Origin of the sequence: Pseudomonas sp. CM27 (assembly GCF_013179515.1) — a bacterium.
In the GTDB taxonomy this organism is placed as follows: domain Bacteria; phylum Pseudomonadota; class Gammaproteobacteria; order Pseudomonadales; family Pseudomonadaceae; genus Aquipseudomonas.
Genome location: NZ_JABMCN010000039.1, coordinates 1 through 22,849, shown reverse-complemented (window position 1 = coordinate 22,849; position 22,849 = coordinate 1). Strand labels below are relative to the sequence as shown.

Below are 22,849 nucleotides of genomic sequence, written 5' to 3'. Positions count from 1 at the left end.
TCACAATGACATCGCCTTCGCTCTCCAAGCATCCACCGACAGGCTAGAATCCTGAAAGTGGAAAAGCAGACCTGACAGCGGAAGCAGACAAACATGACCATTCTGGTAACCGGCGGTGCAGGCTTCATCGGGGCAAACTTCGTGCTGGACTGGCTGGCGGGCAGCGATGAGGCTGTGGTCAACCTGGACAAACTCACCTACGCAGGCAATCTGCAAACCTTGAGCAGCCTGCAAGGCAACGACCGGCATATCTTTGTGCATGGCGACATTGCTGACAGCGGACTGGTCGCAGAACTGCTGAAAACCCACCAGCCCCGCGCCGTCGTCAATTTTGCCGCCGAGTCCCACGTCGACCGTTCGATTCACGGCCCGCAGGCCTTCATCGAGACCAACGTGGTCGGGACCTTCCAGCTGCTCGAAGCCGTACGCGCCTATTGGGGCGGCCTGGCTGAACAGGCCCGGCAGGCGTTCCGCTTCCTGCATGTGTCTACCGACGAAGTGTACGGCTCGTTGGCCGCCGGCGAACCGGCCTTTACCGAAACCCATCAATACCAGCCCAATAGCCCGTACTCGGCGAGCAAGGCCGCCAGCGACCACCTGGTGCGCTCGTATCGTCACACCTATGGCCTGCCGGTGCTCACCACCAACTGCTCGAACAACTATGGCCCGTACCACTTCCCGGAAAAGCTCATCCCGCTGATGATCGTCAATGCCCTGGCCGGCAAGCCGTTGCCGGTGTACGGCGACGGCCAGCAGATTCGCGACTGGCTGTACGTCAAGGACCACTGCAGCGCCATCCGCCGCGTGCTGGACGCCGGCGTGCCTGGCGAGGTCTACAACGTGGGCGGCTGGAACGAAATGCCCAACCTGGAGATCGTCAGGCGCGTCTGTGCGCTGCTGGACGAATTGCGCCCCCGCGCCGATGGCAAGCCCTACGCGGCACAGATCAGCTACGTTACCGATCGCCCCGGGCATGACCGCCGCTACGCCATCGACGCCCGCAAGCTGGAGCGCGAGCTGGGCTGGAAACCCGCCGAAACGTTCGAGAGCGGGATCCGTAAAACCGTCGCTTGGTACCTCGACAACCCGCAGTGGGTGGAGGGCGTACAGTCTGGCAGCTACCGCGACTGGGTCGAGAAAAACTACGCAGGGCGTACTGCATGAAGGTACTGCTGCTGGGCAAGGACGGCCAGGTAGGCTGGGAGCTGCAACGCAGCCTGGCGCCGCTGGGCCAGCTGTTGGCGCTGAATGCCCGCAGCACGGTGCATTGTGGCGACCTGGGCAACCTGCCAGGCCTGGCCGAAACCGTACGTGGCTACGCCCCCGACGTCATCGTCAATGCTGCCGCCTACACCGCTGTGGACAGGGCTGAAAGCGAGCGCGAGCAAGCGTTCAGGATAAACGCCGATGCCGTCGGCGTGTTGGCGCGCGCCGCCGCCGAATGTGGCGCCTTGCTGGTGCATTATTCCAGCGACTATGTGTTCCCGGGGCAGGGCAGCCGGCCCTGGCGCGAAGACGATGCTGTCGGCCCGCTGAATGTTTACGGCGCCAGCAAGCTTGCCGGCGAGCAGGCCATCCAGGCCGCTGGCTGCCGGTACCTGATTTTCCGCACCTGCTGGGTGTATGCCGCCCGCGGCAACAACTTCGCCAGGACCATGCTGCGTCTGGCTGCGGAACGCGACAGCCTGGGCGTGATCGATGACCAGTATGGCGCCCCGACCGGTGCCGAGCTGATCGCCGACATCACCGCCCACGCCGTCATCGCAACCTGCCGCAACCCGGCCCTGGCAGGCCTGTATCATTTGGCCGCCGCCGGTGAAACCAGCTGGTGCGGCTACGCCCGCTATGTGCTGGAGCAGGCGACAGCCCTGGGCGTGCCATTGCAAGCCGGCGCCGGACAGGTCAAGCCGTTGACCACCGATGCCTACCCCACACCGGCCAGGCGGCCGGGCAACTCCCGCCTTGATACCCATGAACTGCAGAAGGCCTTCGCCCTGACCCTGCCGGACTGGCGCCTGGGTGTGGCCCGCATGCTGACGGAAATCCACGAGAAAGGACGGCTATGAAGCGTAAAGGCATCATTCTGGCAGGCGGGTCAGGTACCCGCCTGCACCCCGCGACCCTGGCAATTTCCAAGCAACTGCTGCCGGTGTACGACAAACCGATGATCTATTACCCGCTGACCACGCTGATGCTGGCCGGCATCCGCGACATCCTGATCATCTCCACCCCGCAAGACACCCCGCGCTTCGAGCAGCTGCTGGGCGACGGCCACCGCTGGGGCCTCGACATCACTTACGCCGTGCAGCCCTCGCCGGACGGCCTGGCGCAGGCTTTTCTCATCGGCAGGGAATTCATCGGCAATGACCTGTCGGCGCTGGTGTTGGGCGACAATATCTATTACGGCCATGACTTCCAGCAGCTGTTGCGTCATGCGATGGACTGCCGAGAGGGTGCCAGTGTGTTCGCCTACCACGTGCAGGACCCCGAGCGTTATGGCGTAGTCGAGTTCGACGGGCAGGGCAGGGCGATCAGCCTGGAAGAGAAGCCGGCCAGGCCCAAGTCCAACTACGCTGTCACTGGCTTGTATTTCTATGACCAGGATGTTGTCGAGATTGCCAAGAGCATCAGGCCGTCGGCGCGGGGCGAGCTGGAAATTACCGATGTGAACCGCACCTACCTGGAGCAGAACCGTCTGTCGGTAGAAATCATGGGGCGTGGGTATGCATGGCTGGACACCGGCACCCATGACTCGCTGCTCGAGGCCAGCGGCTACATTGCCACCATCGAGCGGCGCCAAGGGTTGAAGGTAGCCTGTCCGGAGGAAGTGGCGTTCCGCCAGGGCTGGATCGATGCGGGGCAACTGGAAGCACTTGCTGCACCGCTGGCAAAGAACGGGTATGGCCAGTACCTGCAGCGGGTGGTTCGGGACACGGTTTTCTAGGGATTGACGTGCCATTAGCCTTTTCATCGTCTCTGAACTCCGAGCGCCGCCCGCGCGGCGCCTCGCGGGTAAATCGGATCGCCGCACCGTCGCTACATCTATCGGTGGGTGTCGTATGACTCAATCTCCCACCGAAAAACTCGATAGCATTAAGCCACCTCCTACAGCCCCAACCCTCGCATCACCCTGCCACTCAGCGACATTCAGCCTCTTCCCGCACCCAGGGTTTTCCCTGCCCCCAGAACCCGCGTATCATCCGCTCATACAAATCTGAATAATCCCACGCCAGCCTCGGACCAAAAGTCTTGCGCCCCAGCGTACTTAGCGGCTTCAGATACCCAGACAATCATCAGTGACATACAACGACCGGCCAATTTCATGGCCTGGCCAGGCATGCCGGCTGTCCGACGGATGGGACGGTGCCCGATGAGATTTGAAGGAATAGGTTTTGATCAAGCGTAGAAAGGTTGCAATCGTTGGCTGTGCTTACCGTTTTCCGGGTTCCTCCAATGCCGGCTTCTGGCAAAACCTGATGGCAGGGCGCGATCTGGTCACCCAGGTGGACCCATCGCGCTGGAACCAGAACGAGTTCCTGCACCCCGACAAGGCCAGCCCGGCTACCAGCTACACCTTCGCATCCGGCACCCTGGGTGATATCAGCGCTTTCGACGCGGGCTTCTTCAGCATCTCGCCACGCGAAGCGGCGATGATGGACCCACAGCAGCGCATGCTCCTGGAAATGTGCTGGGAAACCTTCGAGAACGCCGGGGTCAAGCCTTCCAGCCTGCGCGGCAGCAACTGCGGCGTGTACCTGGGCATTGCCGGGGTCGAGCAGTCGTACCGGCTGGTCGAGGACCTGTCGTCGATCGATGGCGCCACCGCCACCGGCAACACCATGAGCATCGCCGCCAACCGGCTGTCGTTCTTCTACGACCTGCGCGGGCCGAGCATGGCTATCGACACGGCGTGTTCGTCGTCGCTGGTGGCCTTCCATCAGGCCTGCCAGGCCATTCTCAGCGGGGATGTCGACCAGGCCGTGACCGGCGGCATCAGCCTGCACATGCACCCGTTCGGCTTCATGATCTTCGCCAAGGCGACCATGCTTTCGCGCACCGGGCGCTGCCAGTCGTTCGATGAAAACGGCGACGGCTATGCCCGTTCCGAAGGTGGCGGGTTGTTCCTGCTCAAGGACTACGACCAGGCGCTGGCCGATGGCAACACCATTCTGGCGGTGGTCGCGGCCAGTGCGGTCAACACCGATGGGCGCAAGTCCAGCCTTACCCTGCCCAACGCCGAGGCGCAGGCAGCACTACTCACGCGCGCCTATGCCCAGGCCGGCATCGCCCCCGAGCAGCTGGACTACCTGGAAGCGCACGGCACCGGTACCGCCGTGGGTGACCCGATCGAAACCCGCGCCATCGGCGAGGCGCTGGGCCAGGCGCGTGGCGCCGGCAACCCGCTGCCGATCGGCTCGGTGAAAAGCAACATCGGCCACCTGGAGGCCGCCTCTGGCGTGGCCGGTCTGATGAAGGCACTGAACTGCCTGAGCGAGCGCACCGTGCCCGCCACCATCGGTGTGCAGGCGCTGAACCCGAATATCGCCTTTGCCGACCTCAACCTGCAGGTAGTCACCGAGCCCCTGCCGCTGAAGGCGGATGGCCAGCTGACGGTGGGTGTGAACTCGTTCGGCTTTGGCGGCGCCAACGCCCACGTCATTCTGCAAAGCCCGGAACCGCAAGCGCCAGCGCCCGTACAGCCCAGTGCACGCCGGGTGCCGTTGCTGCTCAGCGCAAAAAGCGAAGAAGGCCTGCGCGCCATGGCCGAACGGTTTGCCGCCTACCTGGCCGAGCATCCCCAGGCCGATTACTACGATGTCGCCTACCAGGCGATGTTCCGCCGCGATGCACACAGCCACCGCCTGCTGCTGATCAGCGACAACGCGGCCGAAGCCGCCCAGGCTCTGGATGACTATGCCCAGGACCCGACCCTCAGCGAGCTGAGCGCGGTGCTTGAGGCTGGCCAGGCGCTGGACGCCGCATCGGCTCCGGTGTTTGTCTATTCCGGTAACGGTTCGCAGTGGCAGGGTATGGGCCGGGCGATGCTCGACCAGCCGCTGTTCGCTGCCGCCGTGGCCGAAGTGGACGCGCTGTTCCAGCCCCTGGCAGGCTATTCGCTGCGCGCCGAGCTGCTGGGTGAAAACGGCGAAGGCCGTTATGCCCGCACCGAAATCGCCCAGCCGGCGCTGTTTGCCCTGCAAGTGGCGGTTACCCGGGTACTGGCCGCCGAAGGCATCACCCCGGTCGCGGTCATTGGCCATAGCGTCGGTGAAGTGGCGGCAGCCTGGGCCAGCGGGGCGCTGAGCCTGGAAGATGCCACCCAGGTCATCTTCCACCGCAGCCGCCTGCAAGGCCTGACCCGCGGCAGCGGGCAGATGACGGCCGTGGGCCTGTCGGGCGAGGCCAGCGCGCAGCTGATCAGCGAACTGAAACTGGACGGCCGCCTGGTCGTCGCCGGTGAAAACAGCGCCCGCGGCGCCACCGTGGCCGGTGAAGTCGAGGCTTTGACGCTGCTCGAAGAGGCCCTGACCGAGCGCCAGGTGTTTGCCCGCCGCCTGGACCTGGACTACGCCTTCCACTCGCCGGCGATGAACCCCATCGAGCAGGCGGTCATCGCCGACCTTGCCCACATTCGTCCGCGTGCCACCCGTATTCCGTTCTACTCCACCGTGGTCGGTGGCGAGCTGGCCGGCGAGCGCCTGGACAGCCACTACTGGTGGCAGAACATCCGCTTCCCGGTGCTGTTCCAGGGCGCGCTTGCGGCGCTGGTACGCAGCGGCCTGAACCTGTTTGTGGAGGTGGGTCCGCACGCCATTCTGCGCAGCTATGTCAGCGATGTGCTGGCCGAGTGCGAGCAGGCCGGCCAGGTGGTTGCCACCCTCAAGCGCAACGACCACAGCCCGCAGCTGCTCGAGCGCAGCGTGGCGCGGCTGCTGCTGGCCGCTGCCGAGCCGCAGTGGCAAACCCGCTTCCCGGTGGCGGGGCGCCAGCTGCGCTTGCCGAACTATGCCTGGCAGCGTGACCACTTCACCCTGCCGGTGAGCGCCGAATCCAACAGCCCCCTGGGCCGCGAGCGCGTGCACCCGTTGCTGGGCTACCCGGTAGCCGACCAGGCATTGACCTGGGAAAACCGCCTGGACACGCAGCAGTACCCAACCCTGGCCGACCACAAGGTGGGCGAGTCGGTGCTGTTCCCCGGTGCCGGCTTTACCGAGCTGGCCCTGGCTGTGGCGCAACTGCACCAGCCGGGCGAATTCGTCGACATCGAAGAGCTCGAGATCCACAACCCGCTGCTGCTCGGCAGCGAGGGCAGCAAGAAGCTGCGCGTGCAGGTCGAAGAGGCCGATGGCACGTTGCGCATCAGCTCGCGCACCCTGGCGCAGCGCGAAGACTGGGTGCAGCACGTGGTCGCCCGCCTGCCGGGTGAGGCCCGTGGCGTGCTGCTGGACGTTCGCGCGCCGGCGCTGCCAGCCCGCCCGGCGGACTTTACCGGCGAGCAGCACCTGGCGCTGACCTGCGCGGTCGGCCTGAACTACGGCCCTGCCTACCAGACCGTGGCTGCGGCCTGGGTCGAGGACGAACGCGTGCTGGCCCAGCTGGCCGTGCCGGCTGCCATCGAACACGAACTGGCAGGCCTGCACCTGCACCCGGCGTTGCTCGACGGTGCCTTCCAGCTGATTACCGAGCTGCTTGCCAGCCGCCGCGGCCACAACGATGGCCTGGCGTTCATCCCGGTCAAGCTGGGGCGCATTGCCTTCACCAATGCCGGCGGCGTGCCGGTGCTGGCCGAGGTGCGTCAGCGCAAGCGCACTGCGCATTCGCTGCTGGTCGACTTCACCCTGTTCGATGCCAGCGGCGCTGCCGTGCTGGCGATCAAGGCCGCGCGCATGCGGGCCGTGCGCCTGCAGTACGACCGCAGTGGCGAGATCAAGCGCATGGGCCATGTGGGCCTGGCGGCCCCAGGCAAGGTGGTGCCACTGCAGCGCCATGCCGTGGCCCGCACGCCGTTGGCTGACGCCTTGCAGCGCCTGGCCGACGAGCCGGCACAGGTGCGCTACCTTAACGAAGTGGAGCCATTGCTGGACGTACTGTGCACCAGCTTCGTGGTGGATGCCGTCGAGCAGGCCGGTGGGCGCTTGAGCGCCGAGCAGGTCGCCGTGTGGTCGCAGGCCCAGGGCGACTTCCTGGCGGCCTTGCTCGGTCACGCTGAGCAAGACGGCAGCTTGCTGCGCAGCGCCGATGGCGGCTGGCAGCTGGCCGATCTGGGCGAGCGCCCGGCCTCGGAGGCGATCTGGCAGGAGCTGTTCCAGAGCTACCCCGAGTACTTCCAGATCATCCATTCGGTGGGCCGTATCGGCCGCCACCTGCCGGCGTTGCTCGATGGCAGCCAAGCGTTCGAAACCCTGCAACCGCGGGAAACCAGCGGCGCCAGTCTGACGCGCCTGGTGCTGGGCGCGGCAGGGCAGCAGCACCTGCTGAGCGGCATCGGCCAGACCCTGGCCGCGCGCCTGGCGCAACTGCCCGCGGGGCAGCGCCTGCGCGTGCTGGAAATCGGCTTTGGCGGCGCTTCGTTCGCCGAGCTGCTGTACGCCGGCCTGGATTTCGACCGCATCGATTATGCGTACTGCGTTGCCGAGCCTGAGCTGGAGCAACGTCTGCGTGACGATTGCCCGGCGCTGAATGTGCTGGGCATGGAACAACTGGCCGAAGCCGGCAGCTTTGATTGGGTGCTGGTGCCCAGCGACCTTGGCGCGCTTGGCGCGGTGGGCGATGCCCTGCGCCTGGCCAGTGCCCAGCTCAACCCACACGGCCAGCTGGCGCTGCTGGGGCAGTACCCGGCGCGTTGGGCCGATTTCGTCTTCGGCGCCCAGCCAGAGTGGTGGCTGGCCGGCCCGCAACAGGCGTTGTCGCGCCAGCAAGGCCCGGCGTTCTGGAGCCACGAGCTGCAGCGCCACGGCCTGACTGGCCTGCGCACGTTGGATGCCTTGCCGGGCAACGCCTGTGGCAGCTACCTGTTGCTGGCTGACAAGCCGGCGGGTGCTGACGCTGACGAACCCTTGGCGGTGCAGCGCTGGGCCGTGCTGGCCGAAGCCGGGCAGGCTGCAGCCCTGAGCCTGGCCGAGCAGCTGCGCGCCCACGGCCAGCAGGTCGACCTGCTGCAGCCGGGCAATGCGCAGGCGCTGGCGGCGCAGCTTGGCGCCCTGGCCCAGGCCCCGGAGCATGTGCTGCACCTGGCCGGGTTCGACAGCGCTTCCGGCCTGGATGGCCAGGCCGAGCGCTGCCTGCAGGCTGCCGCGCTGGTGCAGGCCTGTGAGTCGCTGGCCATCGCCCCGCAGTGCTGGCTGTTCAGCCGCGGCGCTGCCGAGCACCTGTACAGCGCCGATACCGCCACTGATGTTGCGGCGATCGCCGACGCCGCGTTGTGGGGCTTTGGCCGCACCCTGGCCAACGAGTCGCCCAGCTGCTGCATTCGCCAGCTCGACCTGGGCCACTTGGCGCCGGTCGAACTGGCCGTGCCAGCGCTGCTGCACGCCGACAGCGAAACCGAACTGGCCCTGGATGCCCAAGGCCGTCGTTACGTGCCGCGCCTGCGGGTGCTGGCCGGTCAACCGCGCAACACGGGCAGCGACGCGCAGTGGGTATGCCTGGGCTTCGACCTGCCCGGCCAGTTGCGCAACCTGCGCTGGGAAGTGCGCGAGCCGCGCCAGCCGGCGGCGGACGAGCTTGACATCGCCGTGCGCGCGACCGGCCTCAACTTCCGTGACGTGATGTTTGCCTTGGGACTGCTGTCGGACGAAGCCATCGAAAACGGCTTCTCCGGCCCCACCCTGGGCTTCGAGTTTGCCGGTGTGGTGCAGGGCAAAGGCGCCGAGGTAGTCGGTGATTTCGCCCCGGGCGATCGCGTGGTGGGCTTTGGCCCGTGCAGCTTCGCCAACCGCCTGGTGACCAACGCCAACGCCGTGGCCCGTATCCCCGAGGGGATGTCGTTCGAAGCAGCGGCGACCATTCCGAGCACCTTCTTCACCGTGTACTACGCGCTGCATCACCTGGCGCGCCTGGAACCCGGCGAAAAGGTATTGATCCATGGCGCTGCGGGGGGGGTCGGCATTGCTGCCATCCAGATCGCCAAGTGGCTGGGTGCGGAAATCCATGCCACTGCCGGCAGCGACGAGAAGCGCGACTTCCTGCGCCTGCTGGGTGTCGAGCACGTGTACGACTCGCGTTCGCTGGCCTATGCCGACCAGGTGCTGGCGGCCACTGGCGAGCGTGGTGTGGACGTGGTGCTCAACTCGCTGGCCGGTGAGGCCATCAACCGCAACTTCCAGGTGCTGAAGCCGTTTGGCCGCTTCCTCGAACTGGGCAAGCGCGATTTCTACCAGAACACCCGGATCGGCCTGCGGCCGTTCCGCAACAACATCAGCTACTTCGGTATCGATGCCGACCAGTTGATGAGCGAGCGCCCGGCACTCACCCGTCGGCTGTTCGCAGAAATGATGGGCCTGTTCGCGCAAGGCATCCTGCACCCGTTGCCGTTCCGCGAGTTCGACGCCAACCAGGTGGTTGAAGCCTACCGCTACATGCAGCAGGCACGGCAGATCGGCAAGGTGGTGGTGACCTACGCCAACCCGATCCAGCAGACCGTCGACACCCGTGCCCAGCCTGCGCAGGCGCTGCAGCTTGGCGCCGATGCCAGCTACCTGGTTACCGGTGGGCTGGGCGGCTTTGGCTTGCGCACCGCGCAATGGCTGATCGACAAAGGTGCCCGCCATCTGGTGCTGCTCGGCCGTCGTGGCCCTGCCAGTGCCGAAGCCCAGCCGCAGCTGGCACTGTGGCAGGCCCAGGGTATCGATGTGCAGGCCGTGGCGTGCGACATCACCGACCGCGAGCAACTGCGCGGGGTGTTCCAGCGCATCGCTGCCAGCCCATGGCCACTGCGTGGCCTGGTGCATGCCGCGACGGTGATCGACGACAGCCTGATCCGCAACCTGGGGGCAGACCAGCTACGCCGCGTGCTGGAGCCCAAGGCCAAAGGTGCGCAGTACCTGCACGAACTGGCCCAGGGCCTGGCGCTGGACTTCTTCGTGATGTTCTCGTCGGCCACTACCCTGTTCGGCAACCCCGGCCAGGCCAACTACGTGGCGGCCAACCACTGGCTGGAAGCCTTGGCGCGGCACCGTCGCGCTCAGGGCTTGGCGGCCACGGCGGTGTTGTGGGGGGCGATCGACGATGTCGGCTTCCTGGCCCGCAACAGCCAGATCAAGGACGCCCTGCAAAGCCGCATGGGTGGCGCGGCGCTGCGGGCCGAGGCGGCCCTGGCGCAGCTCGAGGCCATGTTGCTGGACGGCGACAACGGCCACGGCGTGCTGGAGCTGGACTTCAAGGCGCTGTCGCGCTTCCTCCCAAGCGCCACTACGCCGCGCTTTGTCGAACTGGCGCGTGCCTATGGCGGTGACCAGGAGGACGAGGGCAGCGGCGAGGACATCCAGCGCATGCTGGCAGAGCTGGACGACGCCGAGCTGCTGGAGCGGTTCGCCGACATGCTCAAGCACGAGGTGTGCGAGATTCTGCGCCTGCCGCCGGCGCGCCTGGATGCCCAGCGCCCGCTGCAGGAGCTGGGGCTCGACTCGTTGATGAGCGTCGAGCTGGTGGTGGCGCTGGAGGAGCGGTTCGGCATTCGCCTGCCAGTGATGGAGCTGAGCGACAGTTCCAGCATCGACAAGCTGGCCGCCCGGCTGCTGGAGCTGCTGCGCGGCGAGGCGGGCAGCAGCGAAGAGCAGCTGGCGCAGAATGTGCTTGCCCGCCATGGCAGTGAGCACAGCGCCGAAGAGTTGGCGCAGATGAGCGCAGCGCTGGCCGACACCAGCGCGGCCCCCAACCGACTGATTGATCAAGAGCGTTGAATGACAGCCAAAACCCCGACCGGCCTTGCTGGTGATGCCAAGCAACGCCTGATCCAGCAAGCCCTCGAACGCCGCCGCCATTCGGCTGGCGCGGGCGAGCAAGGCGCCACCCTGGAGCAGGTGCAGCAGGCTGCCCTGAAGGTGCCCGAGGCGCACTATCGCTTCGACCAGCACCCGGGGTACCAGCAGCTGCGGGTGATCCAGCAGAGCGGCCTGCGCCTGGGCCTGAGCAACCCGTTCTTCCGCCTGCACCAGGGTACTGCGGGTGCGCAAACGCAGATTGGCGAGCGCGAATACCTCAACTTTGCCAGCTACAACTACCTGGGTTATTCCGGCCACCCGCGCGTGGCCGAAGCGTCCAAGGCCGCCATCGACCGCTATGGCACTTCGGTGTCGGCCAGCCGCCCGGTTTCGGGTGACCGCCCGCTGCACCGCGCGCTTGAGCGCGAACTGGCCAGCCTGTACGAGGTCGACGATGCGGTGGTGATGGTCAGTGGCCACGCCACCAACGTCACCACCATCGGCTACCTGTTCGGGCCGCGCGACCTGGTGGTGCATGACGAGCTGATCCACAACAGCGTGTTGCAGGGTATCCAGCTGTCGGGTGCCCGCCGTTTGAGTTTTGCCCATAACGACTGGCAGGCGCTGGACCGTTTGCTGGGTGAGCAGCGCCAGCATTTCGAGCGGGTGCTGGTGGTGGTGGAAGGCATCTACAGCATGGATGGCGACTACCCCGAGCTACCCCGGTTCGTCGAGCTCAAGCACAAGCACAAAGTGTTTCTGATGGTGGATGAAGCGCATTCGCTGGGGGTGATGGGCGCTACCGGCAAAGGCATTCGCGAGCACTTCAGGCTGGCGGGTAATGACGTCGACATCTGGATGGGCACACTGAGCAAGACCCTGGCCAGTTGCGGCGGCTACATTGCGGGCAGCACAGCGCTGATCGAGCACCTGAAGTTTCTGGCACCGGGCTTTTTGTACAGCGTCGGCATGCCCCCGGCGGTGACGGCTGCTGCATTGGCGGCGTTGCAACTGCTTGCCGATGATGCGGCGGGCGTGGCCAAGGTGCAGGCACGGGGTGAGCTGTTCCTGCGGCTGGCGCGTGAAGCCGGACTGGACACGGCGACCAGTACGGGCTTGGCGGTGATTCCGGTGATTACCGGCAGTTCGTTCAAGGCGGGGCGGTTGTCCAGCGCTTTATTCGAGCGCGGGATCAATGCCCAGCCGATCCTGTACCCGGCGGTGCCGGAGCATTCGGCCCGGGTGCGGTTCTTTGTGTCTTGTGAGCATACGGAAGAGCAGATTCGGCATACGGTCGCGGTGGTGGCGGAGGAGATGGCGCGGTTGGGGTGAGATTGCTGCCAGGCTTGGTGAGGTAGCTGTGGGCGCTGGTTTGCCGGCGATAGGGCCGGGGCTGGCGACCCATTTCTTCAACCCTGCAAACACTTCAACTCACTGAAATTAGTACGCACCTTGCTCAACCGCTCCTGCAACACCCGCCGTTGCTGCGCTGTGCTCTGCTGCACCAGGTCTACCAGCAGGCTGCGCGCCTGCTGCTCGGTATTCTGAAACGCCTTGCGGTACTCCGGCGTCCACAAGCTTTCCTTGCGCTGCAACAAGGTCGCCAGGCGCGGCTCGAAGCTGGCGTCGTTGCGCTGGTTCATCGCCAGCAGCAGCTGCTGCTGCCAGTGGGCGCGGTTGGCGATCCATTCGCGGTTCTGGTCGCCCAAAGCCTGCGACCAGGCTTGAACGCGTTGCTTCTGCGCAGGCGTCAGCTCGCCAAACCACGGGGTCAGGCGTTTTTCCATGCGTTCGGTGCGGCGGGCGATCTGTTTGTCCAGCGGGGTGTCCACATACTGCTTCTGCCGCTCGCTGATGTCGTCGCGAAAGGCATCGCGCATCTCCGCCACCTGGGCGTCGCTCATGCCGCGCAGCAACTCGGTGGCCGACGGGGTGATTTCCTCGGCCACCCGGCCTATCGCTTCGCGGGCTTCACGGGTGCGCTGCTGCAGGGCCTGGTCGGTCACCTGGCCATCGGCGACCATGTCGCGCACTCGGTCCAGCCAGTCCAGGTACCCGGGGAGTTGAGTCTTGCAATGCCAGGCCAGGTGCTCTTTCAGGCGGTCGTCGAGCATCGCTTTCTGCTCACGGTTCATGTCCAGGTAGTCGCCCAGCGACCACGGCACCAGCCGGTCGAGGTTGCGGTAGGCCAGGTCGATACGGCTGCAACTGACCAGCGCCAGGGCGAAGCCGAAGGCGATGAGCAGGGCTTTGGACAGGCGTACAGGCATATGCTGATCCTTGCAGTGGCGGCCAATCGGTAGACGTAAGGGTAGCCGTACGGTTCCACTGCAGTGCTGCAATGGCGGTTCCTTCCATCACCGATCAGGGGGCAACCGTCCGGAAGCTTTGACACCACCCCGTGTCTATCCGGAGAATACCCCCCTTGTCTTGAGGATCATCAGAAATGGCTCTGCTTGGGCGTTACAACAGCTTGCAAATCGTGAAGCACGTGGACTTCGGCCTGTACCTGGACGGCGGCGCCGATGGCGAGATCCTGCTGCCGGGGCGCTACATCCCGAAAAACGCCGAGACCGAAGTCGATGACTGGCTGAACGTGTTCATCTACCTGGACAGCGAAGACCAGCTGATCGCCACCACCGAAAAGCCCAAGGTGCAGGTGGGCGAGTTCGCCAGCCTCAAGGTCAAGGACATCAACGGTGCCGGCATCTTCCTCGACTGGGGCCTGTCCAAGGACCTGCTGATGCCCTACTCGGAAGAGGCGCGGCAGCTGAAGATCGGCGATTACTGCGTGGTGCATGTCTACCTCGACAAGCGCACCCGCCGTATCACCGCCACCTCTCGCCTGGACCGCTACCTCGATGTCACTCCGGCCGACTACAAGGTTGGCCAGCCCGTCGAGCTGCTGGTGGCCGGCGAAACGCCGATGGGCTTCAAGGCCATCATCAACAACCGCCATTGGGGCCTGATTCACAAGAACGAGGTGTTCAAGTTCCTGCGCTCGGGCATGCACGAAAAGGGCTTCATCAAGGAAGTGCGCCACGACGGCAAGATCGCCCTGAGCCTGCAACCGGTCGGCGCTGCCCTGGCCGACAGCCTGCAGGAGCAGATCATGGCGCGCCTGGAAGCCGAAGGTGGGGTGCTGGCGGTGTGCGACAAGAGCGACCCGGCGCTGATCAGCAAGCTGTTCAACGTCAGCAAGGGCAACTTCAAGAAAGCCATTGGCGCACTGTTCAAGCAGGGCCTGATCGTCATCCATGACGATCGCATCGAAAAGGCCTGATCAGGCCTGGACGAAGTTGCGGAAGTCCAGCTGCTCGCCACCCGGGCGGGTGTCGCGCAGCAGCGAGTCGCGGTCGGCGCTGAGGGCCAGGCTGATGGTGGAGCGGCGCTTGCCCGGCTTGCGCACTTCCATCTGCTCCAGGTGAGCCTTGAGGAAGTTGGTGGGCACCTTCAGGTGCTGCAGTTCGTCGCTTTCCGGCGTGTGCAGCAGCAGGTTGACCCAGTCGGCCTGGCCCTTGCCCAGGAGCGCCACCGGCACTTCGAACCACCACAGGTTGCGTTTGTTGTCCAGGATGGCGAACAGGGTGTTGCTGCTGTTCAGCACCGGGCGGGCCAGTGCTTCGTTACGCCGGGCGATGGCGGCGGGTTTGTCGAGTTTCATGCAGGTTCCTGCGGGTTGACGCTATGAAGGCCTGCATTGTGAGGGGTGTCGGGTAGTGGGGCAAGGTCTGATGGCCCCATCGCCGGCAAGCCAGCTCCCACAGGTACCCCACATTTTTCAAGGCCTTCGGTGATCCTGTGGGAGCTGGCTTGCCGGCGATAGGGCCAGTTGCCTTAGCGACGAACCGGCAGGCTCAACTCGGAAGTAGCCCCATCAGCAGTAGTCACAGTCGCCGTAAAGCTGCGCAACTCACCCATGTTCTCCAGCACCTGGGCAAACCGCGCCTGCCCCCGGGTGTCGCTGTTCACCAGCACCTCGCCAAGATACTGCTCGGCCTCGGTGCCATCCGCCTCGGCATTGCCAAAGAACTCCACCCGCAACAGGCTCGACGCCGGCCCGTGCACCTCGCCGCGCAGCAGCTCGCCTTCGAGCGCAATCAGCCGTGGCGCCTGCTGGTCATGGTTGGGTAGCGGCTGGCACGGTTTGGGCTCACCTTTGCCGTCACAGATGATCGCCTGTTCCTGCTTCGGCAAATCGGCCCCGACCCCACGCGACCCTACATACAGCGCATGCGCCTGGGCCGGTACGCCAAACACGATGGCACCGGTGCGTTGGTCGGGTACACAGGAACCACCTGCCTCGCAGCGGCGAATGTCCTGGCTGTTCCCCCAGATGCGGTTGCCACTCAGGCGCGTGGCGGTTACTTCCGGCTCCGGGCGCAGGGCTAAGCCAATGCGGTTGCCGTGGATCAGGTTGCCGTCGAGGATATTGCCCTCGCCGGTGACGCTGACGCCGATCGAGTTGCCGCTGAAGGTGTTGGCCGCCAGGTAGTTGCGCTTGCCCCAGTTGATCTGCAGGCCGTCGGAGTAGTTCTCGAAGCGGTTACGGACCACGCTGTTGTCGTTGCCCAGCAGGATCTCGATGCCCTGCGATGGCTCGGGGTTGGCAGCCGTGGAGCGGAACAGGTTGTCGGCCACCAGGTTGAACGCCGCGCCGCGGGTCAGCTCCAGGCCGTCGCCGTTGTCGATCAGCTGGTTGCGCAGCACCTTGTTGTTATTGGTGGTGGTGGTGGGATTACCGGCACCGTCATCGCCGGTCAGCATGATGCCCGCACCGCCTTTGTTGGCGACGATGCGGTTGTCTTCGATGACGTTGCCGCTGGCGCGGTTGACCAGGATGCCGATGCAGAAATTGCGCACCTCCAGGCCGCTCAGGTGCACGCCCTGGGTATCGCGCAGCACCAGGCCGGGGTTGGTGGTGGTGCGCACGTTGGTGCCGAACTGGCCCGGCAGGGCGCCAGGGCAGGTACGTACGCCCTGGTCCTTGATGTACGCCGAACCGTCGATGGCGATGTACTGACCATCGCGCGCCCAGGGCAGGCCGGTGATGCGCACCGGGCCTTTGATTTCCGGCAGCGCGCGGCTGGGGCGGATTACGTAGGGCGGCTTGCCGACGGCGGCGATGTCGATGCGGTAGTGGCCGGGGTTCTGGTTGCTGGTTTCGATCGCCCAGCGCAGCGACCCGGGTTGGCCGTCGTCGGCGTAATGGTCGACGCTTAAGGTTTCGGGGCTGGTCGGTGTAGCGGCAATGGTGGGCAGGGGCAGCAGTGGCAGCACGGCCACCAGCAAAGGCATCAGACGCATGGGTGCGGGTATCCGGAAAGCATTGTTTTTATCGAGGGTCAGCCTGCATCGGGCGGACGTTTGCGGGGATTCTAGGGCAGCGGCGGCGGCAGCGTAGTGGCACGGCGGTGATTTGGTGCGATATTCGCCCGCAGTTTTACCGCTCGGCTTCTAGGTGGAAAATTCGTTGAAACTCCTGGCGCAGGCGTTGGGTCCACCTTCTGTCGACACGGTTCACGTGTCTCCATTTGCAGGAGTTTTGCCATGAGCGGTACTAAAGACAAAGCGAAGGGCTTGGCCAACGAAGCAATCGGCAACGTGAAACAGGGTGTTGGCAAGGTGACTGGCAGCGACAAGCTGCAGGCCGAGGGCAAGGCGCAGGAAATCAAAGGTGAAGGGCAGCAGATCAAGGGTGATATCAAGGATGCGGTGAAGAAACCTTGATTTGAGGTGGCCTGAACCGGCCTCTTCGCGGGCGTGCCCGCGGACAGGCCGGGATTGGCGTAGGCAATTTCTTCAATCATGGACGGGAGCAGCACAGCAAAGGCGCGGTCTATTAGACTTGTCCGTTGAATTGATCGAGCGGCGAAAGGAGACGCTATGATTTTTCCCGCCCTGCAGGGCCTGCCCTTGCACCGCGTGCTGGTGCGCACCGTCAAGGAATTCCTTGACGACGAGATGTCCACCTACGCCTCTGCGCTGGCGTACCAGGCATTGTTCTCGCTATTTCCCTTCCTGCTGTTTCTGATTGCCCTGATTGGTTTCCTGCACCTGCCGGACTTCTTCTCCTGGCTGCGCCTGCAATCCGAACTGGTGCTGCCGCCGCAGGCACTGGAGCAGGTTAACCCGGTGATCGATCAACTGCAGCAATCCAAAGGCGGGCTGCTGTCGGTGGGTATCGTGATTGCGTTGTGGACTGCTTCCGCAGGTGTGCGCCTGATGATGAGCGCGATGAACGCTGCCTACGACGTACCCGAAGGCCGCCCGGTATGGAAGCGCATCCCACTGTCGATTTTCTACACCATAGGCCTGGCCGGCATGCTGCTGGCCGCCGCCGCGCTGATGGTGCTGGGGCCGCAGGTGATGGAGTGGATCGCCTCGCAGATCGGCATGCAGGAGTTCATCGTCACGCTGTGGACCATTCTGCGTTGGCCGGTGATCGTCATCCTGCTGATGGTGGCGGTGGCGCTGATCTATTACGTGATGCCCGACGTGAAACAGAAGTTTCGCTTCATCACGCCAGGCTCGGTGCTGGCGGTGGTGGTGTGGATCGTGGCTTCGCTGGGCTTTGCCTATTACGTGAAGACCTTTGCCGACTACAACGCCATGTACGGCAGCATTGGTGCAATCATCGTGCTGTTGCTGTATTTCTATATCTCCGCTGCCGTGCTGCTGCTCGGCGCCGAAATGAATGCTGTGATCGAGCACATGTCCGCCGAGGGCAAGAACCCTGGCGAGAAGGATTTCAGCGGTGCAAAAGCCGAGGAAACCCTGACGGTACTGGGCCACGAGCACCCGAAACCCAGCGAACCGCAAACCGCCGAGCCGAACCCCCGATGATTCGTGAAATTCTCAAGATGGGCGATGAGCGCCTGCTGCGCATCGCCCCGCCAGTGCCCGAGCACATGCTCGGCAGCGCCGAATTGCTGCAATTGATCGATGACATGTTCGAAACCATGCGCCACGTCGGCGGCGTCGGGCTGGCTGCGCCGCAGATCGGTATCGACCTGCAGCTGGTGATTTTCGGCTTCGAGCGCAGCGAGCGTTACCCCGATGCCGAGGCGGTACCGCAGACCATCCTGTTGAACCCGGTAATCACGCCGTCCTCCACCGAGGTCGAGGACGGCTGGGAAGGTTGCCTGTCGGTGCCTGGCTTGCGTGGCGTGGTGCCACGCTTCAAGCACATCTGCTACGAAGGCATAGACCCTCAGGGCAACCCCATCAACCGCTTTGCCGACGGCTTCCATGCACGGGTGGTGCAGCACGAGTGCGATCATCTGATCGGGCGCCTGTACCCTTCGCGCATCCAGGACTTTGCCAAGTTCGGCTACACCGACGTGCTGTTCCCCGGGCTCGACGTCAGCGACGACTGACCCCGCTGCAGTGCGACCAGGCGTTTGCTGCGCTGGTAGCGCTGCAGGCGGCCAGCCAGCGCTTCCGGCAACTGCCCGGCCAGCTCGAAGCCCAGCCGCTGATAGAACGGTGCCAGGTCGGGGTGGCAGAACAGCCAGGTGGGCCCATCAGCCTGTACCAGTGCGGCCTCGACCAACTGCCCGGCGACCCCATGGCTGCGCCGCTGCGGGTCGACGAACAGGCCGGTCAGCCAGTAACCGTTGCCCACCGGGCTAAGGCTCAGTCCGGCAATGATGCCCGGGGCCCGGGCCACCCATAGTTCAGCGTCGCTTGCAGCACGCATGCGCGAGCCGTGCTGCCGGTAGAAGTGGTCCAGCAGCCGGCGTTCTGTGTCCGTGAGTTTCGAACAGTGGATATTCTCTGAAATGATGGTTCCTGCCCTGAAACGTGACGAGAGGCTCTGGCTTGATGATTTGCGACCATTTTGTCGCAGATTGTTGCAAAACTGGCAAGGGTGAATATCCGACTGCAGGGTTCAACTATTGCCGGCCGGGAGTAGAATTTGATTCATCCCCCCTTGCAGTACTAAGCGGGATCGGTACTTCGTGCCATCTTCACCGTAGATGGCAACTTCTCCGCGCCAATGACGGCATCAGAAGTCAATCGATCAGCTTGAATGCTCAAAAGGCAGACCCACATGAAACCATTACTGATTCTTGCATTGGTCGGTATGTCCTCGTTCGCCCTTGCCGATGAGGCCAAACCCGTCTCCAGCCAGCCTGTGGCTCAGCAGTACGACTATTCGATGAACCTGGACATCAAGCGGGTGATCAACCTGTCGACCATCCCCAATGTCTGCGAAGTAGTGCCTGCGACCATGACCTATGAAGACCACCAGGGCCAGGTGCACACCATTCAGTACCGTGCCATGGGTGAGGGTTGCCAGCAGGGTTGATCAGCCTGTCGGCTGGTGTCGGTGGCCCATCCGCCGTCTGAAGGCGGGAGGGCCAGCGGCTGTACTGCAGTGGGCTAATGAAGTTTTCAAGCAGGCGGCAATGGCCTCAACCCGCTTGGTTTCGAGTTGTTCCTCACAGGTGTTGCCACCCTCCCGCAAGAAATTCCCACGCCCTGTCGATTCCTCCGATCACCGTTCGACCATAGGTGAAGGCACACCGTGCCACCCATGACCTGTCGGAGGAACCCCCGATGAGCACCGCAGCCGAAACCGAGATCCGCCAACTGATCGAGCGCTGGATGCAGGCCGTGCGCGACCGCGACATCCCCAGCATCACCGCCCCTTATGCCGATGACATCGTCGCCTTCGATGCCATCCAGGCCTTGCAGTTCAAAGGCAAGGCCGCCTACACCGCGCACTGGGAAATGTGCATGGGCATGTGCAGCGGCCCCATGGTGTTCGAGCTCGCCGAGCTTTGCGTACAGGCTGACGGCAACCTGGCGCTGGCCCACTGGCTGAACCGCTGCGGCCCGGGCGATGACGAGAGCCAGTGCGGCTTCATGCGCGCCACGGTGGGCTATCGTCGGGTTGATGGCCAGTGGCAAGTGATCCATGAGCACTGGTCCGCACCTTTCGACATGGAAACCCAGAAAGCCCTGTTCGATCTCAAGCCCTGAGTACTTATCGCCAAACGCACTGTGCCCACCCCCTGGAGGCGACCATGAAATACCTGTGCCTGGTCTATTGTGACGAAGGGCTGCTGCACAGCTTGCCCGACAGCCCGGAAGACGCCGAATGCATGGCCTATGCCGAAGCCATCCACGGCTCCGGGCGAATGCTCGCGGCCGAGGCGCTGAAGCCGGTGCAGACAGCCACCACGGTGCGCATGCGCAACGGGCACATGAGCCTGACCGATGGCCCGTTTGCCGAAACCAAGGAACAGCTGGCCGGCTTTTATCTGGTGGAGGCCCGCGACCTGAATGAAGCCCTCAACATCGCCAAGGGCATCCCCGCCGCACGGGTAGGCAGCGTCGAAGTGCGACCGGTGCGTGAACTGCAACCCTGACAGCCACGGAGAACAACCAGCATGAGCCTTGCACAGCCTGCGCAAGCGCAACACGAGTTGTCCATCAGCCGCCTGATCGATGCGCCACCGGCCAAGGTGTTCCGCGCCTGGACCGAACCCCAGTGGCTGATGCAGTGGTGGGGACCGCACGGCATGACCACCCCGGAATGCGAGATGCAGTTGTGGGCCGGCGGCCTGTTCCGCACGCTGATGCGGGCACCGGACGGCAGCGAGTACCCCAACCAGGGCGTGTTCCTGGAAATTGCCGCGCCGCGGCGGCTGGTGTTCACCGATGCATTTGGCCCAGGCTGGGTGCCGTCGGACAAGGCCTTCATGACTGCAGTGATCAGTTTTGACGAGGAGCAGGGCAAAACCCGCTACACCGCCCGGGCCTGGCACTGGAATGCCGCCGACTGCCGGGCTCACGAGGAGATGGGCTTCCACCAGGGCTGGGGAGAAAGCCTGGACCGCCTGGTGGAGGTGGTGACCCAGCGGATGCCTGACTGATGGCGGCACTGGCGCAGGTGCGCGCCGAGGTCGAGGCGGTCTATCGCGGGGAGTCGCGGCGCATACTGGCCACCCTGATCCGCCTGCTGGGTGATTTCGACCTGGCCGAGGAGGCCATGCATGATGCTTTTTTCATCGCTGTGGAGCGCTGGCAGCGCGATGGCATACCCGCCAACCCGCGCGCGTGGCTGGTCTCTACCGGGCGCTTCAAGGCCATCGATGCTTTGCGTCGGCGCGCGCGTTTCGCTCGTTCCCAGGCGGACTTGGGCATGCTGCTTGAAGGCCAGGCGCAAGACCCCAGCGATGAAGAGCTGCTGGCGGACGACCGCCTGCGGCTGATATTCACCTGCTGCCACCCCGCGCTGTCGGCCGATGCCCAGGTGCCGCTGACCCTGCGCGAAGTCTGTGACCTGACCACCGAGCAGATCGCCCGCGCCTTCCTGCAAAGCCCGGCGGCCATTGCCCAGCGTATCGTGCGCGCCAAGGCCAAGATTCGCGAAGCCGGCATCCCTTACCAGGTACCGGAACTGAACGAACTGCCCGAGCGCCTGGAGAGTGTGTTACGGGTGATCTATCTGGTGTTCAACGAAGGTTATTCAGCCTCATCGGGTGAGTCACTGCTGCAGCAGGAACTGAGCGATGAAGCCATTCGCCTGGCACGTATGCTGGTGCAATTGTTGCCGGATGCTGAGGCGGTCGGTTTGCTGGCGTTGATGCTGCTGCAGGCGTCCCGGCAGCAGGCGCGAACCGATGCCCAGGGCAACCTGGTGGTGCTGGAGCAGCAAGACCGCGGTCTGTGGGACCGGCAGCGGATTGACGAGGGCTGCGAGTTGGTCCGCCAGGCCCTGCAAAGCCGGGCGTTTGGTGCCTATACCGTGCAGGCGGCGATAGCCGCGGTGCACGCTGAAGCGGCAACGGCAGAAGAGACTGACTGGGCGGAGATTGTCGGGCTGTATGACGTATTGCAGCGGCACTGGCCATCAGCCGTGGTTGAGTTGAACCGTGCGGTGGCGTTGGCGAAGCGGGATGGGCCGCAGGTTGGCCTGCAGGAAGTCGAAGGGATTCTGGCGCGCGGTGAACTGCTGGATTATCACTTGGCGTATGTGGCGCGGGCCGAGCTGCACTATCAGCTGGGGCAGGTGGAAGAGGCGCGTGCAGCCTGGCGGCAGGCACTGGCATTGACCCGGCAGGCGCCGGAGCGGCGGCATATCGAGCGGCGGCTACGGGCTCTTGAATGATGTAGCCAGCACCGCCCCTAACGCCGGCAAGCCAGCTCCCACAGGATCATTACAAAGTCTGAGCCTGTGGTGATCCTGTGGGAGCTGGCTTGCCGGCGAAAGGGGCGGTGCTGGCTAAATCAAACTTCAGCTGGCCACAAAATTCGGCGGCGACACCAGCTCGACGGTCTGCTGCTTGCGCGGCGCCAGGATCTCGGCCTCACCCTGTACGACCAGCTCATCGTTCTGGTTGTACACATTGGTGGCGATGCGCACCTTGAACTTGGGCAGCTTCTCGAGAATTTCCAGGCGAACGGTCAGGGTGTCGCCGATCTTTACCGGTTTCTGGAAGCTCATCTGCTGGCCCAGGTAAATGGTGCCTGGCCCAGGCAGGGTGCAGGCCACTGCGGCACTGATCAGCGCGCCGCTGAACATGCCGTGGGCAATCCGCTCGCGGAACATGCTCTTGGCCGCGAACTCTGCGTCCAGATGCACCGGGTTGTGGTCACCGGACATGGCGGCAAACAGCTGGATGTCGCGCTCTTCGACAGACTTCTTGTATTCCGCCTTCTGGCCGACTTCGAGGGCTTCGTAAGGCGTGTTGGTGACCTTGGACATCGTGGCTTCCTTAAGCGGTAGGCGAGGGCGGCTATCATTCACTGCGCACAGGGCGGCCAAGGGCCAGCGCCTGTTCGAGCCAGCCGAGGATATCGGCGGTAACCTCGTCACGGTTGGTTTCGTTGAGTACTTCATGCCGCGCCTCTGGATAGACGCGCAGCTGCACATGTCGATTGCCGGTCGCGCGCAGGGCGTCGGCCAGATG

General features: G+C 64.4%; 20 protein-coding genes. 14 read left to right on the top strand and 6 right to left on the bottom strand.

Going from position 1 to position 22,849, the window contains the following annotated elements:
- The first annotated feature begins 93 nt into the window (after positions 1-93).
- The 5 genes from rfbB (at position 94) to HP547_RS07260 (ending at position 12,254) form a co-directional block, all read left to right on the top strand.
- Positions 94-1,164, top strand: coding sequence for a dTDP-glucose 4,6-dehydratase (gene rfbB, locus HP547_RS07280; protein ID WP_172285911.1), 1,071 nt, complete (start codon positions 94-96; stop codon positions 1,162-1,164).
- Entirely contained in the window at positions 1,161-2,066 is a 906-nt protein-coding gene (rfbD, locus tag HP547_RS07275) for a dTDP-4-dehydrorhamnose reductase (protein WP_172285910.1), read from the top strand. Before rfbB ends, rfbD begins: the two co-directional genes overlap by 4 nt.
- A complete protein-coding gene (gene rfbA, locus HP547_RS07270) occupies positions 2,063-2,944 on the top strand; it encodes a glucose-1-phosphate thymidylyltransferase RfbA (protein WP_172233342.1) in 882 nt (293 codons plus the stop codon). The genes rfbD and rfbA overlap by 4 nt, the downstream gene beginning before the upstream one ends.
- Before the next feature lie 448 nt (positions 2,945-3,392).
- Positions 3,393-10,901, top strand: coding sequence for a type I polyketide synthase (locus tag HP547_RS07265; protein WP_172285909.1), 7,509 nt, complete (start codon positions 3,393-3,395; stop codon positions 10,899-10,901).
- Positions 10,902-12,254: an aminotransferase class I/II-fold pyridoxal phosphate-dependent enzyme gene (locus HP547_RS07260; RefSeq protein WP_172285908.1), complete on the top strand. Its 1,353-nt coding sequence runs from the start codon at positions 10,902-10,904 to the stop codon at positions 12,252-12,254. It begins immediately after the preceding gene.
- A gap of 77 nt (positions 12,255-12,331) precedes the next feature.
- Here the strand turns inward: HP547_RS07260 and HP547_RS07255 are convergent, their stop codons facing one another.
- A complete protein-coding gene (locus HP547_RS07255; protein WP_172285907.1) occupies positions 12,332-13,192 on the bottom strand; it encodes a DUF6279 family lipoprotein in 861 nt (286 codons plus the stop codon).
- Between the two features lie 176 nt (positions 13,193-13,368).
- Between HP547_RS07255 and HP547_RS07250 the strand changes: the two genes are divergently transcribed.
- Positions 13,369-14,205 carry a S1 RNA-binding domain-containing protein gene (locus HP547_RS07250; RefSeq protein ID WP_172226879.1) on the top strand — a complete coding sequence of 279 codons (837 nt, stop codon included), beginning with the start codon at positions 13,369-13,371 and terminating at the stop codon, positions 14,203-14,205.
- On the opposite strand, the gene HP547_RS07245 is transcribed toward HP547_RS07250, so the two are convergent.
- Entirely contained in the window at positions 14,206-14,586 is a 381-nt protein-coding gene (locus HP547_RS07245; RefSeq protein WP_172226882.1) for a hypothetical protein, read from the bottom strand.
- Between the two features lie 173 nt (positions 14,587-14,759).
- Positions 14,760-16,229, bottom strand: a complete 1,470-nt coding sequence (locus HP547_RS07240) for a nitrous oxide reductase family maturation protein NosD (RefSeq protein WP_172285906.1) — start codon at positions 16,227-16,229, stop codon at positions 14,760-14,762.
- 243 nt (positions 16,230-16,472) lie between these two features.
- Between HP547_RS07240 and HP547_RS07235 the strand changes: the two genes are divergently transcribed.
- From HP547_RS07235 to def, 3 genes are all read left to right on the top strand, one after another.
- Complete coding sequence (locus tag HP547_RS07235) at positions 16,473-16,652, top strand: CsbD family protein (protein ID WP_172226888.1); 180 nt, start codon at positions 16,473-16,475, stop codon at positions 16,650-16,652.
- A gap of 156 nt (positions 16,653-16,808) precedes the next feature.
- Positions 16,809-17,768, top strand: a complete 960-nt coding sequence (locus HP547_RS07230; RefSeq protein WP_172285905.1) for a YihY/virulence factor BrkB family protein — start codon at positions 16,809-16,811, stop codon at positions 17,766-17,768.
- Positions 17,765-18,301 carry a peptide deformylase gene (gene def / locus HP547_RS07225; RefSeq protein WP_172233491.1) on the top strand — a complete coding sequence of 179 codons (537 nt, stop codon included), beginning with the start codon at positions 17,765-17,767 and terminating at the stop codon, positions 18,299-18,301. Before HP547_RS07230 ends, def begins: the two co-directional genes overlap by 4 nt.
- Here def and HP547_RS07220 read toward each other — a convergent pair.
- Positions 18,256-18,624 carry a GNAT family N-acetyltransferase gene (locus HP547_RS07220; protein WP_172285904.1) on the bottom strand — a complete coding sequence of 123 codons (369 nt, stop codon included), beginning with the start codon at positions 18,622-18,624 and terminating at the stop codon, positions 18,256-18,258. The genes def and HP547_RS07220 overlap by 46 nt on opposite strands.
- Before the next feature lie 354 nt (positions 18,625-18,978).
- Between HP547_RS07220 and HP547_RS07215 the strand changes: the two genes are divergently transcribed.
- From HP547_RS07215 to HP547_RS07195, 5 genes are all read left to right on the top strand, one after another.
- Positions 18,979-19,236, top strand: a complete 258-nt coding sequence (locus tag HP547_RS07215; RefSeq protein ID WP_172285903.1) for a DUF2790 domain-containing protein — start codon at positions 18,979-18,981, stop codon at positions 19,234-19,236.
- Positions 19,237-19,487: 251 nt separating this feature from the next.
- On the top strand, positions 19,488-19,913 hold the full coding sequence (locus HP547_RS07210) for a nuclear transport factor 2 family protein (protein ID WP_172285902.1): 426 nt from the start codon (positions 19,488-19,490) through the stop codon (positions 19,911-19,913).
- 44 nt (positions 19,914-19,957) lie between these two features.
- A complete protein-coding gene (locus HP547_RS07205) occupies positions 19,958-20,302 on the top strand; it encodes a YciI family protein (RefSeq protein WP_172233190.1) in 345 nt (114 codons plus the stop codon).
- Positions 20,303-20,323: 21 nt separating this feature from the next.
- Positions 20,324-20,809 carry an SRPBCC family protein gene (locus HP547_RS07200; protein ID WP_172285901.1) on the top strand — a complete coding sequence of 162 codons (486 nt, stop codon included), beginning with the start codon at positions 20,324-20,326 and terminating at the stop codon, positions 20,807-20,809.
- Positions 20,809-22,047, top strand: coding sequence for an RNA polymerase sigma factor (locus tag HP547_RS07195; RefSeq protein WP_172285900.1), 1,239 nt, complete (start codon positions 20,809-20,811; stop codon positions 22,045-22,047). Before HP547_RS07200 ends, HP547_RS07195 begins: the two co-directional genes overlap by 1 nt.
- Positions 22,048-22,173: 126 nt before the next feature.
- On the opposite strand, the gene HP547_RS07190 is transcribed toward HP547_RS07195, so the two are convergent.
- Positions 22,174-22,644, bottom strand: coding sequence for a MaoC family dehydratase (locus tag HP547_RS07190; protein WP_172285899.1), 471 nt, complete (start codon positions 22,642-22,644; stop codon positions 22,174-22,176).
- Between the two features lie 34 nt (positions 22,645-22,678).
- The coding region (locus HP547_RS07185) for a prolyl oligopeptidase family serine peptidase (RefSeq protein ID WP_172285898.1) at positions 22,679-22,849 on the bottom strand (171 nt) is incomplete at its 5' end.

What these genes read in the sequence shown, in the direction of transcription:
- HP547_RS07260 (WP_172285908.1), top strand. Translation starts at nt 10,902, where the DNA reads ATGACAGCCAAAACCCCGACCGGCCTTGCTGGTGATGCCAAGCAACGC.
- rfbD (WP_172285910.1), top strand. Translation starts at nt 1,161, where the DNA reads ATGAAGGTACTGCTGCTGGGCAAGGACGGCCAGGTAGGCTGGGAGCTG.
- HP547_RS07200 (WP_172285901.1), top strand. Translation starts at nt 20,324, where the DNA reads ATGAGCCTTGCACAGCCTGCGCAAGCGCAACACGAGTTGTCCATCAGC.
- HP547_RS07205 (WP_172233190.1), top strand. Translation starts at nt 19,958, where the DNA reads ATGAAATACCTGTGCCTGGTCTATTGTGACGAAGGGCTGCTGCACAGC.
- HP547_RS07195 (WP_172285900.1), top strand. Translation starts at nt 20,809, where the DNA reads ATGGCGGCACTGGCGCAGGTGCGCGCCGAGGTCGAGGCGGTCTATCGC.
- HP547_RS07215 (WP_172285903.1), top strand. Translation starts at nt 18,979, where the DNA reads ATGAAACCATTACTGATTCTTGCATTGGTCGGTATGTCCTCGTTCGCC.
- HP547_RS07190 (WP_172285899.1), bottom strand. Translation starts at nt 22,644, where the DNA reads ATGTCCAAGGTCACCAACACGCCTTACGAAGCCCTCGAAGTCGGCCAG.
- HP547_RS07245 (WP_172226882.1), bottom strand. Translation starts at nt 14,586, where the DNA reads ATGAAACTCGACAAACCCGCCGCCATCGCCCGGCGTAACGAAGCACTG.
- HP547_RS07210 (WP_172285902.1), top strand. Translation starts at nt 19,488, where the DNA reads ATGAGCACCGCAGCCGAAACCGAGATCCGCCAACTGATCGAGCGCTGG.
- HP547_RS07255 (WP_172285907.1), bottom strand. Translation starts at nt 13,192, where the DNA reads ATGCCTGTACGCCTGTCCAAAGCCCTGCTCATCGCCTTCGGCTTCGCC.
- def (WP_172233491.1), top strand. Translation starts at nt 17,765, where the DNA reads ATGATTCGTGAAATTCTCAAGATGGGCGATGAGCGCCTGCTGCGCATC.
- rfbB (WP_172285911.1), top strand. Translation starts at nt 94, where the DNA reads ATGACCATTCTGGTAACCGGCGGTGCAGGCTTCATCGGGGCAAACTTC.
- HP547_RS07250 (WP_172226879.1), top strand. Translation starts at nt 13,369, where the DNA reads ATGGCTCTGCTTGGGCGTTACAACAGCTTGCAAATCGTGAAGCACGTG.
- HP547_RS07235 (WP_172226888.1), top strand. Translation starts at nt 16,473, where the DNA reads ATGAGCGGTACTAAAGACAAAGCGAAGGGCTTGGCCAACGAAGCAATC.
- HP547_RS07240 (WP_172285906.1), bottom strand. Translation starts at nt 16,229, where the DNA reads ATGCGTCTGATGCCTTTGCTGGTGGCCGTGCTGCCACTGCTGCCCCTG.
- rfbA (WP_172233342.1), top strand. Translation starts at nt 2,063, where the DNA reads ATGAAGCGTAAAGGCATCATTCTGGCAGGCGGGTCAGGTACCCGCCTG.
- HP547_RS07220 (WP_172285904.1), bottom strand. Translation starts at nt 18,624, where the DNA reads ATGCGTGCTGCAAGCGACGCTGAACTATGGGTGGCCCGGGCCCCGGGC.
- HP547_RS07230 (WP_172285905.1), top strand. Translation starts at nt 16,809, where the DNA reads ATGATTTTTCCCGCCCTGCAGGGCCTGCCCTTGCACCGCGTGCTGGTG.